Genomic DNA, 13,463 nt, shown 5'->3' with positions numbered 1-13,463 from the left:
CCGCTGCCTGTTCAACGGGAATTTCCAATTTTACCAATTAGGTGCTTAAGCGTTGGCTGCTTAACAAAAAAACGCCCGGCAATAAAACCGGGCGCCTGGATTCTACTTAAGTTTATTCCACGTCTGCGGGCCGGCGACGCCGTCCACTGTAAGCTTGTTGTACTTCTGAAACTTCTTCACTGCGGCTTCTGTTGCCGGGCCGAATTTCCCATCGATTCCTTTTGTGGAATACCCTTTATTCGTTAGGGCCCGCTGCAAGTCGCTCACGGCCGTGCCGCTGCTTCCTTTTTTCAGCACAGGCGTGGCTGCGGGCTTCTGGGCAGCAGGGGCTTTACCCCCGGCAGTTGCAAGAGCGTTTCGCGTCTGTGCACCAACAACGCCGTCGACCTTCAGCTTTTTATCGGACTGGAACTTGCGGACCGCAGCCTCGGTGGCGGGACCGAAGCTGCCGTCAATGCCTTTCGGGTTGTAGCCGGCTGCCTGAAGCTGACGCTGGAGGTCTTTAACCGCTTCCCCTTGCTTCCCAGCCGGAGTGTCGAGGTTTTGCCGCTGACCGGAACAGCCGTATTTTTGCCGTCTACAATGTAGCCGTTCGCCTTGGCGATCTGGTTAAACGAACTTTCCGAAGTGACAATCACGACAGGTGTGTTGACTTTTATTTTCGAATAAAGCCATTCCACATCGCTGTTATGCATCCGGATACACCCTGCACTTGCGTAAGTACCGATTGAAGACGGATTGTTGTTGCCGTGAATGGCATATGTGTTTCCGCTGGTCCCGTTGGCGTTGAGCCCGATCCACCGGTTTCCGAGCGGATTTCGGGGATCGCCGCCCGGAATGTTTCCTGTGTAGTAGGGACGATTGACGATTTTGTTCACGACCTTAAAGGATCCTTCCGGTGTGAGAGATGCTGTTCTTCCGGTCGCTACCGGAAACGTATTTACCTGTTTGCTGTTTTCGTAAAAAACAAGCTGGTTGTTCTTTTTGTTAATGATAATAAGCTGATCTGATGAAGCAGAGGCTGCAGGAACCTGCCAGACGATCGTGAACAAAACTGCGGCGAGCAGTGAGCAGAGGATCTTCTTAAACAAGGGACACTCTTTCTTTCCTTAGGGATACTAAAGAATATGTGAGAGGGCTGGTCCGGTGAACTGCTTCCAAAAAATACAATAATTCTGATAATTAACCGACTCTCTTTGTTCGTTTGACTGTGACGATATAAAGAACAAAGGCGGCGCCAGCGAGCGGTATAATGACCGGTGACAGGCCGATTAAAAATACAACGAGTCCCGACAGAGCGGAAAGAATGACGTTGATAGTGGACATGAACAGACTTTGCGCACGTTCAAATGTGTTTAAATGTTCCCGGTCCTGAAGCGGTGCCACGCGGATGCTCCGTTCGTGAATGTAAACCGTGACGGTGGAAAAAGCGACGTGATCCTCCAGGTAGTTCATCCTTCCTTTCAGTGTTTCGATTTCCTCCTGAACACGAGCCAGGTCATTTGAAATCTTAAGAAGGTTTTCCGTATCATCCGCTTCATCCATGAAGGAGAGCAGGCGTTCTTCAACGGTTTCCTTTGAACGAAGACGGGATTCAAGATCGATATATTCCTCAGTTACATCGTTGCCGTGTGCGGATTTTTCAGTGACTCTGCTGCTTCCGGCTTCTACCCGGTCCAGAAATGGGAAGAATTCTGCCTGGGGAATGCGGGCGGTTAGGGTGCCGGTCCGGTTTTCATCCTCACCGTGCTGATAAACAGACGATTCTGTAATAAAGCCTCCCAGTCTGCTGACTTCTTCCTGGATCTGACGGTGGGTCTGATCATAGTCTTCAACTTCGACAGCAATTGTGCCGTTGTAAATCACCATCTGAGTGCCAGTCTCAAGTGCCGCGGTGTCAGAATCCGGTTCCTCCATCACCTCCTCTCTATCTGAGTGTCCTGAAAATCCGGCATCACCTCCGTTCAGAGATTCTTCCGACTGTTCAACTTCTTCAGAATCGGCATCGTCACGAGCTTCGTCCATCTGGTGTTCAGCATTGCTGCAGGCAAAAAGGACGAGAATCATCATCAGGAAAATCATCAATTTTATCATTAATTCGACCCCCTCGGTCTATTTTCCTGTTAGACGAAGTCGGATAGGAAAAGTTACAAAAAAATCCCCCTGTGGAAGTGTTTTCCGTCAGGGGGGGGGTGAACGTTTATATGGTCCGATGAGGCAATGACTGCGCGCTTCAGTCCCATCACAAATGACGTGATGGGACTGAAAGTTCGTGAAGCCGCTACGTTCATTGCCTTCGACGTTTACGTTGTAAACGACTATGGTACATCATGCCCCATGGAGGCGTGAAGGATGGCGAACCACTGATCGAGCGTCAGGTGGTAATCGAGTGCGCGGACAGCAGCGTTAATCCGCTCTTTTTTACCGGATCCGGCAATCGGCATGATTTGTGAAGGATGACGGAGGATCCAGGCATACAGTACTTCAGATAAATCTTCAGTGCCCAGTTCTTCTGCAACCTGTGTGAGCGTATCTTTAAGTCGTACCGATTTTTCATCTGAGAAAATGGCCCCTCCGGCCAGGGGGGACCAGGCCATCGGTGCGATCCGTTTTTCCAGGGCGTGGTCCAGCGTGCCGTCCTGGACGTTTTCGAGCTGGGCAGCGGACACTTCCACCTGATTGGTCACCAGCGGTTCATCGAGATAGGATTCAAGCATGCTGAACTGATGGCTTTTAAAGTTACTCACACCAAACGTCCGGACTTTTCCGGCTTTTTTTAATGCGGAAAAGGCTTCTGCCACTTCCTCCGGATTCATCATCGGATCGGGTCGGTGGATCAGTAGTGTGTCCAGATAGTCGGTCTGTAGGTCGCGCAGGGAGTTGTCGACAGAAAGAAGGATATGCTCTTTTGACGTGTTGTAGTGATGGGATTTGTGAGCCGGGCGGTTTTCCGATTCGAGCACGATACCGCACTTTGACACAAGCTCCATCTGTTCTCTCAGCTCCGGCTTGAGGCTGAGTGCGTCACCGAAAATTTTCTCACACGTGTAGCTCCCGTAAATATCGGCGTGATCAAACGTGGTAATACCCTGTTCAAGGCAGTGCTCGATGAGCTCAACCGTCTGTTCCGGTGTATATTTCCAGTCATTTAACCGCCACATGCCATGAACGATGCGGGAAAATGACAGCTCTTCTGTAAGTTGAATTCTCTGCAAGGTCGATCCTCTCCTTCTGTATGTATGTTCTTATTTAACCACCGCTCGGGAATGAATACAACTTAAAAAGAAACCTGTGTTAAAGGTTAAATGTTGATAATTTTCATATTGATTGCAGCGAACGCGCGACACTCCTGCGGGAACAGCGCCGCTTGAAGACCCCGCAGGGACGGTTTTCCCCGAGGAGGCTGAAGCTGTGCCCGCGGAAAGGGAGTGCGCTGAGCGGAAATCAGCAATAAACGTTAACAGAGCCAAAAAGAAAGATAACCTAATCGGTCTTGAGGCGTAGAAAAAAACAGTCCCGGGCCTATTTCAGACAGAAAGCCGTGAAGGTAAACTTATAAAAGGAATTAATTGAAAATACATTCATGAAAATGGAAACTTTCGCCCGGGTTGTGCGTAAAAAAAGGCGGAGAAAACGAAAAGTGAGGGATTGGGTATGGGCATCTTAATGAAGCTGGTGGAACGGAAAATTTTAATCGGGTTAATGGTTACACTTGTGGTCGTATTCGGCGTGTACGGGTTAACGAAGCTGGACCGGGAACTGCTGCCGCAGATCGATTTTGACTACGCGGTTATCAGTGCGAGTGCCGGTGACATGGGTGTACTGGATGTTGAAGAGAGGGTAACTGCCCCTATCGAGCAGATTCTTGCGGGCACAGATGGGGTGGAAGGCTATCAGTCTACCACCACAACGGGTAACAGTTCAATTTTCGTTGAAATTGAAGAGGGGCGTATGCGGGAGGTTAAAAATGAACTGGAAAGCAGTATCGCACCGCTTGAATCATCAGTCAGCGGCCTGAATTTTGTCCATGTGATGGCGCTTAGTACGAATCAGGATGCGGAGTTTTACATGGAAGTGTCAGGCGGGGACCTTGAAGAAATGACGGCTTTTGCCCGGGACGTAGTAAAACCGCGGCTCGAGTCGCTCAGTTCGGTCAGGGAAGTGGGTCTGAGCGGTCTTCAGGAATCGGAGTTTGTGATTGCGTTTGACCGGGAGGCACTGGCGGAAAACGGATTGGATCTCCAGCAGGTGACCGGACTCATTCAGCAGGAAAACAGCGAGACGACGCTAGGGGAACTCTCCGAAGAGGAACATTCACCTGCACTCCGCTGGAACACGGCTTTTCAGTCCATAGAGGACCTGCAGGAAATGAAGGTTCCGTCAGCGAACGGACCGGTTGCATTAAGTGAGCTTGCAGATGTATCAGAAGTCGCGAATCAGCGTTCATCGATGGCATGGAAGGACGGCAGCCGGGATTTTATCTTTATCGAGATCAGCCGGGCCACAGGCTATACCCAAATCGGGATGGCAGAGGATATCCGTGCGGAGGTAAGTGACATTAAGGAAGCGGGTCTTGTATCCGAATTTGGTTTCAATGAGGTCGTCAACCAGGCTGATTACGTGGTTGAAGCTCTGGACGGGGTGACACAGAACGTGTTAATCGGCGGTGTGCTGGCACTGATTATTCTACTTTTGTTTTTGAGGAATTTCAGAGCTACTATCGTAGCAGGTGTGGCGATTCCGGTATCGGTCCTGCTTACATTTACAAGCATGTGGCTGTTTGGGTACAGCTTCAACATTATTACGCTCATCGCCCTCGGTCTTGGGATCGGGATGATGGTGGACGCCTCGATAGTTATCCTGGAATCGATCTACCGGAAAAAGGAGCAGGGGTATGAGCGGATGGAGGCGGTCTCTAAAGGCGTGAAGGAAGTGGCCACAGCTGTTATTGCCTCCATGCTGACGACCGTCGTCGTATTTGTGCCTGTAGGATTGTTTGGCGGTGAGGTAGGTCAGTTTGTACTGCTGCTAAGCATGGTAATTGTCATTACCCTTGTGAGTTCCGTCATCGTGTCCTTTACCGTGATTCCATCACTTGCGGATAACTTCCTGAAGCTCCGTGAAAAGGATAGGAACAAAGGGGAAAAACGCGGGAGGATCACTGGCGGATACGGGAGTCTGATCGGCTGGCTGTCAGAGAAAAAACGGCGCAGGTATGGGATGATCTTTCTGTTTTTCCTTGTGTTTGCCGGGTCAATGGCACTCACGACGAAGGTGCCGGTGACGATTATGCCGGACGTGTATAACCGTTACGCTGAGGTGCCAATCGAGCTTGAGGGCAGCCTGACAGCGGAGGAGCGTCAGGAAGTGGCCAGTGCGATTGCGGAAAAACTTGATCAGATCCCGGATGTGGCATCCAGTGTGCTGATCGATGATCCATCGTTCATGTTTATGCTCGTGAACATGACAACCGGGGATCAGATTACGATGGACCAGGAAGACGTAAACGTGGCGATCAATGATGCGATCCGTGATCTTGAGGATGAGTATCCGATTACGTCTGTCGGGATGGCCGGCATGGGGCCGATGGGCGGCGAGCCGGTTCAGCTCCGTGTAAAAGGCGCGGATTTTGCCGCCTCGGAGGAACTGAGTGAAAGTCTCGTAGCGGAGCTTGAAACTATTGAAGGCCTCGTAAACGTATCCACTTCGGCAGAGGAAACTCGGGAAGAAAAGCTGCTCGTGTTTGATGACGAAGCGATGGAAGAAGCAGGGATAACCCGGACTGAGGTTTTCGGCCAGCTCCAGGGTGTGTTCGGGGAGGTGCCGGCAGGTGAAGTGGTCCGCAGCGGTGTGACTGTGCCGGTGATTGCCAGAAGTGCGGACACCATTGACAGCGAACGGTCTCTTGGCGATTTTGAAATTATGACAGCCGGTGGACCGGAAGCTTTATCCGCGTTTGCGAGCCTGGAACCGGTTATTTCCCCGGTAACAATTGTCCGGGACAACGGGGAACGGTTTATTTCGGTCACTGCCGGAATCGAAGGCCGGGATTTAGGTTCTGTCACCCGCGATGTGCAGCAGGCTGTAAACGGACTTGATGTTCCTTCAGGTCTTTCGGTAAGTACCGGGGGAGATGTGTCGGCCCAGCAGGAAATGATCCTGGATCTGATGATGGTTGTAGCCATTTCCATTTTCCTGGTGTATGTAGTGATGGCGGTCCAGTTTAACAGTCTCGCCCACCCGCTGATCGTCATGTCCATCATTCCGATGACGGCGATCGGGGCGGTGCTCGCCCTTCTCATTACCCAGCAGGAGCTGAGCATGCTGTCGGCCATGGGGCTGCTCATGCTGATCGGGATTGTGCTCAATAACGCAATCCTGCTGATCGACCGGACGAATCAGCTGCGCAAGGAAGGAATGAGTGCGTCTGAGGCGGTAAAAGAAGCGGGTCAGAACCGGATCCGTCCGATTTTTATGACGACACTGACTACGGTGGCCGGGATGCTGCCGCTGGCGCTTGCCACAGGGACCGCCAGCAGCTACCAGGCACCGCTTGCCACAGTCATTATCGGCGGCCTGCTGTTTGCCACTTTGATTACACTCGTTCTGATCCCGTCCGTTTATCTCCTGTTTGAGGATGTGAAGACAGGGGCGCGCCGCATGTCACGGAGATTGTTTGGAGGAAAACGATCGAAGCGGCCGGCGGAGATGGAAGAAGCGTCGTAGTGGATTGAATGTTTAGAGTAAGAGCGGGTCTCCTGATCGGGAGGCCCGCTTTTTTTCATAACTCACTATAGTGCTGAGACTGAGGGGATTTTCCGGAATTCGTGGTCAATTTCCCGGAATTATGGCTCATATTCCGGAATTGGCTCTGGATTTCCCGGAATCGAACATATTAAATGGAATACATGTAATATATATCCACACAAAAACCCCCGCCGGACGATGAATCATGACCGGCGAGGGCTCCTGAAATCTCTATCCGTTTATAATTTCGCCACCATTTACGTGAATTACCTGGCCGGACACGTAGGACGAGTCGTCGGAGGCGAGGTATACGTAGCTTGGTGCGAGTTCGGCAGGCTGGCCCGGGCGTCCCATCGGACTGGTTGTCCCGAATTCCGCCACTTTATCCTCGGGGAAGGAAGCCGGAATCAGCGGTGTCCAGATTGGACCCGGCGCGACAGCATTTACGCGGATCCCTTTGGAAACGAGGTTTTCGGAAAGGGAGCGGGTAAGGGAAACGAGTGCCCCTTTTGTCGCTGCGTAGTCCATCAGCACCGGCATGCCGCGGTAGGCAACGATGGAGACAGAGTTAATAATTGTGCTGCCTTCCTGTAAATGATCGAGGGCAGCCTGGGTGAAATAAAAAACCGAGAATATGTTCGTGTCAAACGTTCGCTTCAGCTGCTCAGTGGAAATCTCCCTGAGATCCTCGGCAAAATGCTGTTCGGCAGCGTTATTGACGAGACAGTCAAGACGACCGAATTCAGAAACTGTTTTTTCAACCGAGTCCCGGCAGAACTGTTCGTCACCGATATCACCGGCAAACAGGATACACCGCTGTCCTTTATCCTCGACGAGCTTCTTCGTTGTTTCGGCGTCTTCATGTTCATCCTTATAGACGATCGCAACATCAGCACCTTCCTTGGCAAAGGCAATACTGACCGCTCGTCCGATTCCGCTGTCGCCTCCAGTGATCAGAGCCGTTTTGCCTTCCAGTTTGCCGCTCCCTTTATAGTCAGGGTCGTCAAAGATCGGCATCGGATCCATTTCGTATTCAAATCCAGGCTGTCGCTGGCGTTGTCCAGGCTGTCCGTCCTTCTGCATATCTTTTGCTTCATTATAATCCATGGTCGGTCACTCTCCTCTATTGGTATGTGATTCCATTTCCAGTTTGCCCTTACGTTAAACGCAGTATTTAAAGTATGAGTAAAAATCAGTCCTTTTGACCGGTTCCGGTAAACAGGTTTATTTAGGACTGTTAACGGAAATAGCGACAATACGAGCAAATAAGCTCTTTGACTCGCATAGAAGGAGGATTACCAGATATGAAAGAGTACACCGTGAGACCAAACAAAGATGCAGACGAATGGTTCGTTAAGATTGAGGATGTGGCACCTGAGACATCGTTCGATAAGATGGACCAGGCCATTGAAGAGGCCGAAAAAATAGCCGGGGACAACCGTCCAAGCCGGCTGATCATCTACAATCATATGCATGAAATCGTAGATGAAAAAACGTATAAGTAATTCCCCGACTAATGGGGCTGGGGCAGAACAGTCTCTGATTACCTAAAAAACGGTTCCAGTTATCGAAATACGATAACTGGAACCGTTTTTGCTGCTGAGTGCAGGTGGTGGGCAATTTCTGGAGCCGCAAAGTTCGGACACTTCTCCCGTCCCAGGCGAAGTTATGTCCGAACTCGGCCAAAGTGCGGACACTTCTCCCAGCTCAGGCGAAGTTATGTCCGAACTCGGCCAAAGTGCGGACACTTCTCCCGTCTCAGGCGAAGTTATGTCCGAACTCGGCCAAAGTCCGGACACTTCTCCCAGCTCAGGCGAAGTTATGTCCGAACTTGGCCAAAGTGCGGACACTTCTCCCGTCTCAGGCGAAGTTATGTCCGAACTCGGCCAAAGTCCGGACACTTCTCCCAGCTCAGGCGAAGTTATGTCCGAACTTGGCCAAAGTGCGGACACTTCTCCCAGCCCAGGAGAAGTTATGTCCGAACTCGGCCAATCATTGGCGGGCTGTTTCCCGCCAATCCCGTGACATTCTGTCCTGACTTCACCTGAATCCCAAGTCTTAAATCAGACTGCCTTCTTGAAGCATTCGCGAAGGGTATTTTCCACCTCTTCGGCAACTCTCATGACATCATCGCCGCCGACGTGTTCCATAAGTGTTGTCGGCTTCGGCATGCCGATGTAGGTCTGGCCGTCTGCTTCGTAAACGACAACCTTGCACGGCAGAAAGTAGCCGGCCATTTTGGTCGATTCGAGAACATCTTTCGCAATCTTCGGGTTGCACACTTCAAGAATAAAGTAGTCCGTATCAAAGCCGACACCTTTTTCGTCGAGCTTTTCTTTCACGTTAAACGACCAGAGAACACCAAATGAAGCTTCCTTCAGGATGTTCTCAAGATCAGTGAGAACCTGCTCAGGTTTTTTGTCTGTCTGTACTGTAAAATCAAAATTCATTGCATACATACCTCCCAGAGTATAGTCCCTACACCTTTCTGCATTTCCGGGAGAAATACCTGCGAAACCTGAAAATTGGGCCGTTTGACACCCGGTTTTGGGGATAGTAAAATACGGTGCGAGTATTTTCCGGCCTGCCCTCCCCTTTACGGCAGGCCTGCGGGAAATTATTGGAGCGGAAATAGCCAAATATGAGTCTGAAAAAAGGGAATCCGGTGACCGGCGCGCAGCTGCTTTTTTGCACGGGATCTTCAACGGAAATCAACGGAATGCTGGAAAAACAGCGTGTTCACCGGGTCTTAATTACCATTTTATATCCAAATGAACGGAAGGGGGTGGTTTTTGTGACAGGAGCCCAGTTAAAGGAAGAAATCGCTGCATATAGTAAGAGCATAGGCGTTGATAAGGTGGGCTTTGCGTCGGTGGATCCGTTTCTGACACTTAAGGATCGTCTTGTGCGACACCGGGAGCTCGGGTATGAGAGCGGGTTTGAAGAGCAGGATCTTGAGAAGCGGACCAGACCGGAGCTGCTTTTACCCGAGGCGAAGACGATTATTGCGATTGCGATCGCTTATCCTTCGAAAATGAAGGATGCACCGGTTTCCAAAAAGGGTGAGCGGCGGGGTATATTCTGCCGGGCGTCCTGGGGCGAAGACTACCACCACGTGCTGAGGCGAAAACTTCGGCAGATTGAGGCATTCATTGAGGAGCGTGTCCCTGGTTCAAGGAGTGTCTCGATGGTTGATACCGGGGAGCTATCGGACAGGGCGGTGGCCGAGCGGGCCGGAATTGGCTGGAGCGGAAAAAATTGTGCAATCATATCTCATGAGTTCGGGTCGTATATGTATTTAGGGGAAATGATTACCACCGTGGCGCTGGAACCTGACCAGCCGATCGAGGATCAGTGCGGCACGTGCAATAAGTGCGTGGATGCGTGTCCGACCGGGGCGCTTGTCCAGGGCGGACAGCTGGATTCGGGCAAGTGCATCGCCTATCTGACACAGACGAAAGACTTTCTGCCGGACCGGTTCCGAAAGAAACTCGGCAACCGGCTGTATGGCTGTGACACGTGCCAGGTCGTCTGCCCCGAGAACAAAGGAAAGGATTTTCATCATCATGAGGAACTGGAACCTGACCCTGAGGTGGTGAAGCCGAAGCTTGAACCGCTGCTGACGATTACAAACCGGGAGTTTAAGGATACGTACGGACGGATTGCCGGTTCGTGGCGGGGGAAGAAGCCGATTCAGAGAAATGCGATTATTGCTCTGGCACATTTTAAGGAAGAGTCGGCACTGCCTGTTCTCTATGATCTGATGCTCGAGGATCCCCGTCCGGTCATTCGCGGTACGGCTGCCTGGGCGGCTGGTGTGATTGGCGGAGGGGAGGAGTCCGAATCCGTGCTTAAACAGGCGAAACTAAGAGAAACGGACCCTCAAGTGCTTGCTGAGATCGATAAAGGGCTTGAGATCCTCTTAAATAAGGAAATATAGTCTTGGAAAGTAATGGCGTTGTCCAGTAGGATAAGATTAGTCCTTTTTTTGCACGTGTTGGCTGCCTGGCTGAAAAAGCCGCTGCAGATCAGGCTTGATAAAGGATAATGATGGACTGAAAGAAGGGGTTATGTATGTCGAAACGGTCATTCATTTACGTAACGGAAATGAATAGTCCGATCGGAGCCTTAACGATTGCGAGCACCGACTATGGTGTGTGTCTGATCGAATTCGGTCCGGTTAAAGAAACGTGTTCAGCAATCCGCACATGGACGAAGAAGCATTTCATGAATGCAGAGATTAAAGAAGATGCAGCAAAACTTCAGCCTGTTGTCTCCGAGCTTGAAGAGTATTTTGCAGGTACCAGAATGACGTTTGATGTGAAACTTGATCTGGTAGGTACGAAGTTTCAATGTCTCGTATGGGAAAAAGTGAAGCTGATCCCTTACGGGGAAACGAAATCCTATAAGCAGATCGCCCTGGAGATCGGCGCGCCGAAAGCGGTGCGGGCGATTGGCGGATCAAACAACCAGAATCCGGTACCGATTCTCATTCCGTGTCACCGCGTGATCGGAAGCAACGGTTCGATGGTCGGCTACGGCGGCGGTCTGGACAAAAAAGAACACCTTCTCCGTCTGGAAGGTGCTATAGAGAGAATTTCCTAATTTTTTTATATGGCTGTGTTAAAGACCAATGTTGATTTTAATTGAAGCGAATGCGCGACACTCCTGCGGGAATAGCGCGCACAGTGGAGACCCCGCAGGGTGCTCTTCCCGAGGAGGCTCCCGAACCGCCCGCGGAAAGGGAGCGCAGTGAGCGGAAATCAACAACCAACTTTAGCATAGACGATTATACAAGGGAGCTGCCGTCTGAGTGCGGGGCTCTCTTTTTGTTATCCGGCATGATTCTCTGCTCTTTCTGCATAGAATGACAGAAGAGACGTGAGGAGGCGGTGTAGGTGAACAGGACGACAAGGCGGCTGAAGGAGTACATCGCCCACTGCCACGAGTGCTATGTATCGGACGCGGCGGGACTGCCTTTTTTCAGGATGAACGAAGGTGAGGCATTTGCCCGTAAAGAAGAGCAGCTTTATTCCCGCGGTGCGTCGATCATTAAAAACATTTTAGACGGCCACATTATCCGTCATCAGTCGGTTGCGGATAAGGAACTGTATGATTATATTCTTTATTTTCAGCATGTAATCCGTCAGGGAGGACAGCTGTATATGGAAGAACAGATGCAGCTGCGGCGGGCTGTACTTGAGGATGGGGAACTGTCGGACGATTACCTTGTTAATGAAGAAGGATCGGGTATGGAGGAGCTGCCGGTTAAAGAGGCGGAACTGCCTGCGAGGGATACGGATGCACCGGAATACCGCCGGTACAACAGACTAGATGCGGTTCGTTATGCAGAGCGCTGGTGGAATACACCGAACCCGGCTTATAAAAAGTTCGAAAACAACTGTACAAATTACATCAGCCAGTGTATTCATGCAGGCGGTGTGCCGATGACCGGATCGGGCAGCAGGGGAAAGGGCTGGTGGTACCGGGGAAGTAACTGGAGTTACAGCTGGACGGTGGCCAACGCCTTCCGCTGGTACGTAAGCGGGGCCAAACCGGTCATCAAAGCACGGGAGGTCCAGTCCCCGGAGGAACTGATCAGGGGAGATATCATCTGCTATGACTTTACAGGTGACGGCCGCTGGAACCACACGACGATCGTCGTCGGCAAGGATAAGGAAAACAAGCCCCTTGTAAACGCCAATACGACGAACAGCCGGATGCGGTACTGGAACTACGAAGACTCGACCGCCTGGACACCGAACATCAAGTACAAGTTTTTTCATCTCGTAGACTGACAAATCGGCAACAGAGCCGCAGCGCAATGACTGGAGCCGGGGAACCGGCTCTTTTTTCTGGTATAATGACTCATGGACGTTTGAATCAGGGAAATGAGAACCTTCAGCGTCAGCTTTACTGATCACTCGTATTCGATGAACATAACCAGAGGTGAAAGAAATGAGTAACCATATTGTACTGTACCAGCCGGAAATCCCGGCCAATACCGGAAATATTGCGCGCACGTGCGCAGCAACCAATACATCGCTCCATCTGATCCGCCCGCTCGGCTTTTCCACCGACGACAGGATGCTAAAAAGAGCCGGCTGTGACTACTGGCCGAGCGTGACCATTCATTATTATGACAGTCTTGACGAATTCATTGAAACCCACAGCGGCGGCGAGTTTTATTTTATCGAGACCGTCGGGGAAAAGCACTATCATGAGCTTGACTACACCGATACAGAGAAAGACTATTTCTTTATTTTCGGGCGGGAAACGACAGGTCTTCCTGCTGAGGTGACGGAGCGGTTCCGGGACCGCTGTTTTAAAATACCCCAGACGGATAAGGTGAGGTCACTGAACCTGTCCAACACTGCGGCAATTCTCGTGTACGAAGCACTGAGGCAGCAGCAGTTTAAAAGCATTCTATAAACGGATGTGAAAAATGCAATGGTTTGTTCTTGCATTTCACGATAAACTGCGTTAGAGTACAATATATAGTGTTTATTAGTTTTGAAAATTCAATATATTGATACGCTGAAATGCTGGTGTCAAGCAGACTTAAAAGGGAATCCGGTACGATAAAACCGGAACTGTCCCCGCAACTGTGAATGCTGACGAAATGAGAAACCACTGTACCGTAATGGTATGGGAAGGCTCAGAGTAGGATGACGCATGAGTCAGGAGACCTGCCGGTATTTCGAGAGTTTCATGAC

The 13,463-nt window shown here is 50.8% G+C and carries 11 protein-coding genes, 1 pseudogene and 1 riboswitch; of the genes and pseudogenes, 6 read left to right on the top strand and 6 right to left on the bottom strand.

The genetic code is table 11. The features are described 5' to 3' along the window. Nucleotides 1–102 precede the first annotated feature (102 nt). From CR205_RS20805 to CR205_RS11100, 4 genes and pseudogenes are all read right to left on the bottom strand, one after another. Nucleotides 103–459: pseudogene (locus tag CR205_RS20805) on the bottom strand (peptidoglycan-binding domain-containing protein); the annotation flags it as partial. Further along, nucleotides 390–1,091, bottom strand: a complete 702-nt coding sequence (locus CR205_RS20800; protein WP_110519523.1) for a L,D-transpeptidase — start codon at nt 1,089–1,091, stop codon at nt 390–392. The gene CR205_RS20800 and the pseudogene CR205_RS20805, both read right to left, overlap by 70 nt. 91 nt (nt 1,092–1,182) lie before the next feature. Next, nucleotides 1,183–2,094, bottom strand: coding sequence for a DUF4349 domain-containing protein (locus CR205_RS11105; protein ID WP_110519521.1), 912 nt, complete (start codon nt 2,092–2,094; stop codon nt 1,183–1,185). A 224-nt stretch (nt 2,095–2,318) separates the two neighbouring features. Beyond that, entirely contained in the window at nt 2,319–3,215 is an 897-nt protein-coding gene (locus CR205_RS11100) for an aldo/keto reductase (RefSeq protein WP_110519519.1), read from the bottom strand. 439 nt (nt 3,216–3,654) lie between these two features. Between CR205_RS11100 and CR205_RS11095 the strand changes: the two genes are divergently transcribed. Next, nucleotides 3,655–6,726, top strand: a complete 3,072-nt coding sequence (locus CR205_RS11095; RefSeq protein WP_110519517.1) for an efflux RND transporter permease subunit — start codon at nt 3,655–3,657, stop codon at nt 6,724–6,726. 252 nt (nt 6,727–6,978) lie between these two features. Here CR205_RS11095 and CR205_RS11090 read toward each other — a convergent pair whose 3' ends face one another. Further along, nucleotides 6,979–7,854 (bottom strand): SDR family oxidoreductase, encoded by an 876-nt coding sequence (locus tag CR205_RS11090; RefSeq protein ID WP_110519515.1) that lies wholly within the window; start codon nt 7,852–7,854, stop codon nt 6,979–6,981. 197 nt (nt 7,855–8,051) lie between these two features. Here CR205_RS11090 and CR205_RS11085 point away from each other — a divergent pair, with 197 nt between their 5' ends. Continuing rightward, nucleotides 8,052–8,252: a DUF2188 domain-containing protein gene (locus CR205_RS11085; protein ID WP_110519513.1), complete on the top strand. Its 201-nt coding sequence runs from the start codon at nt 8,052–8,054 to the stop codon at nt 8,250–8,252. A 558-nt stretch (nt 8,253–8,810) separates the two neighbouring features. On the opposite strand, the gene CR205_RS11080 is transcribed toward CR205_RS11085, so the two are convergent. After that, the gene (locus tag CR205_RS11080; RefSeq protein ID WP_110519511.1) at nt 8,811–9,197 is read right to left on the bottom strand and encodes a DUF302 domain-containing protein; all 387 of its coding nucleotides are present in this window, start codon (nt 9,195–9,197) and stop codon (nt 8,811–8,813) included. A gap of 344 nt (nt 9,198–9,541) precedes the next feature. On the opposite strand from CR205_RS11080, the gene queG reads away from it, so the two are divergent. The 4 genes from queG (at nt 9,542) to trmL (ending at nt 13,179) form a co-directional block, all read left to right on the top strand. Then, nucleotides 9,542–10,687: a tRNA epoxyqueuosine(34) reductase QueG gene (gene queG, locus CR205_RS11075; protein WP_201745374.1), complete on the top strand. Its 1,146-nt coding sequence runs from the start codon at nt 9,542–9,544 to the stop codon at nt 10,685–10,687. A gap of 134 nt (nt 10,688–10,821) precedes the next feature. Further along, on the top strand, nt 10,822–11,352 hold the full coding sequence (locus tag CR205_RS11070) for a methylated-DNA--[protein]-cysteine S-methyltransferase (RefSeq protein WP_110519509.1): 531 nt from the start codon (nt 10,822–10,824) through the stop codon (nt 11,350–11,352). A gap of 293 nt (nt 11,353–11,645) precedes the next feature. Beyond that, nucleotides 11,646–12,545: an amidase domain-containing protein gene (locus tag CR205_RS11065; protein WP_236634745.1), complete on the top strand. Its 900-nt coding sequence runs from the start codon at nt 11,646–11,648 to the stop codon at nt 12,543–12,545. A 160-nt stretch (nt 12,546–12,705) separates the two neighbouring features. Continuing rightward, nucleotides 12,706–13,179 carry a tRNA (uridine(34)/cytosine(34)/5-carboxymethylaminomethyluridine(34)-2'-O)-methyltransferase TrmL gene (gene trmL / locus CR205_RS11060; RefSeq protein ID WP_110519507.1) on the top strand — a complete coding sequence of 158 codons (474 nt, stop codon included), beginning with the start codon at nt 12,706–12,708 and terminating at the stop codon, nt 13,177–13,179. A gap of 97 nt (nt 13,180–13,276) precedes the next feature. Continuing rightward, a riboswitch (cobalamin riboswitch) is annotated at nt 13,277–13,458 on the top strand. The last annotated feature ends 5 nt before the right edge of the window (nt 13,459–13,463 follow it).

The sequence above is a fragment of the Alteribacter lacisalsi genome (genome assembly GCF_003226345.1).
GTDB classification, from domain to species: Bacteria; Bacillota; Bacilli; order Bacillales; family Salisediminibacteriaceae; genus Alteribacter; species Alteribacter lacisalsi.
Note: the sequence above shows the minus strand (reverse complement) of the source record. Positions and strands in the feature narration are given on the sequence as shown.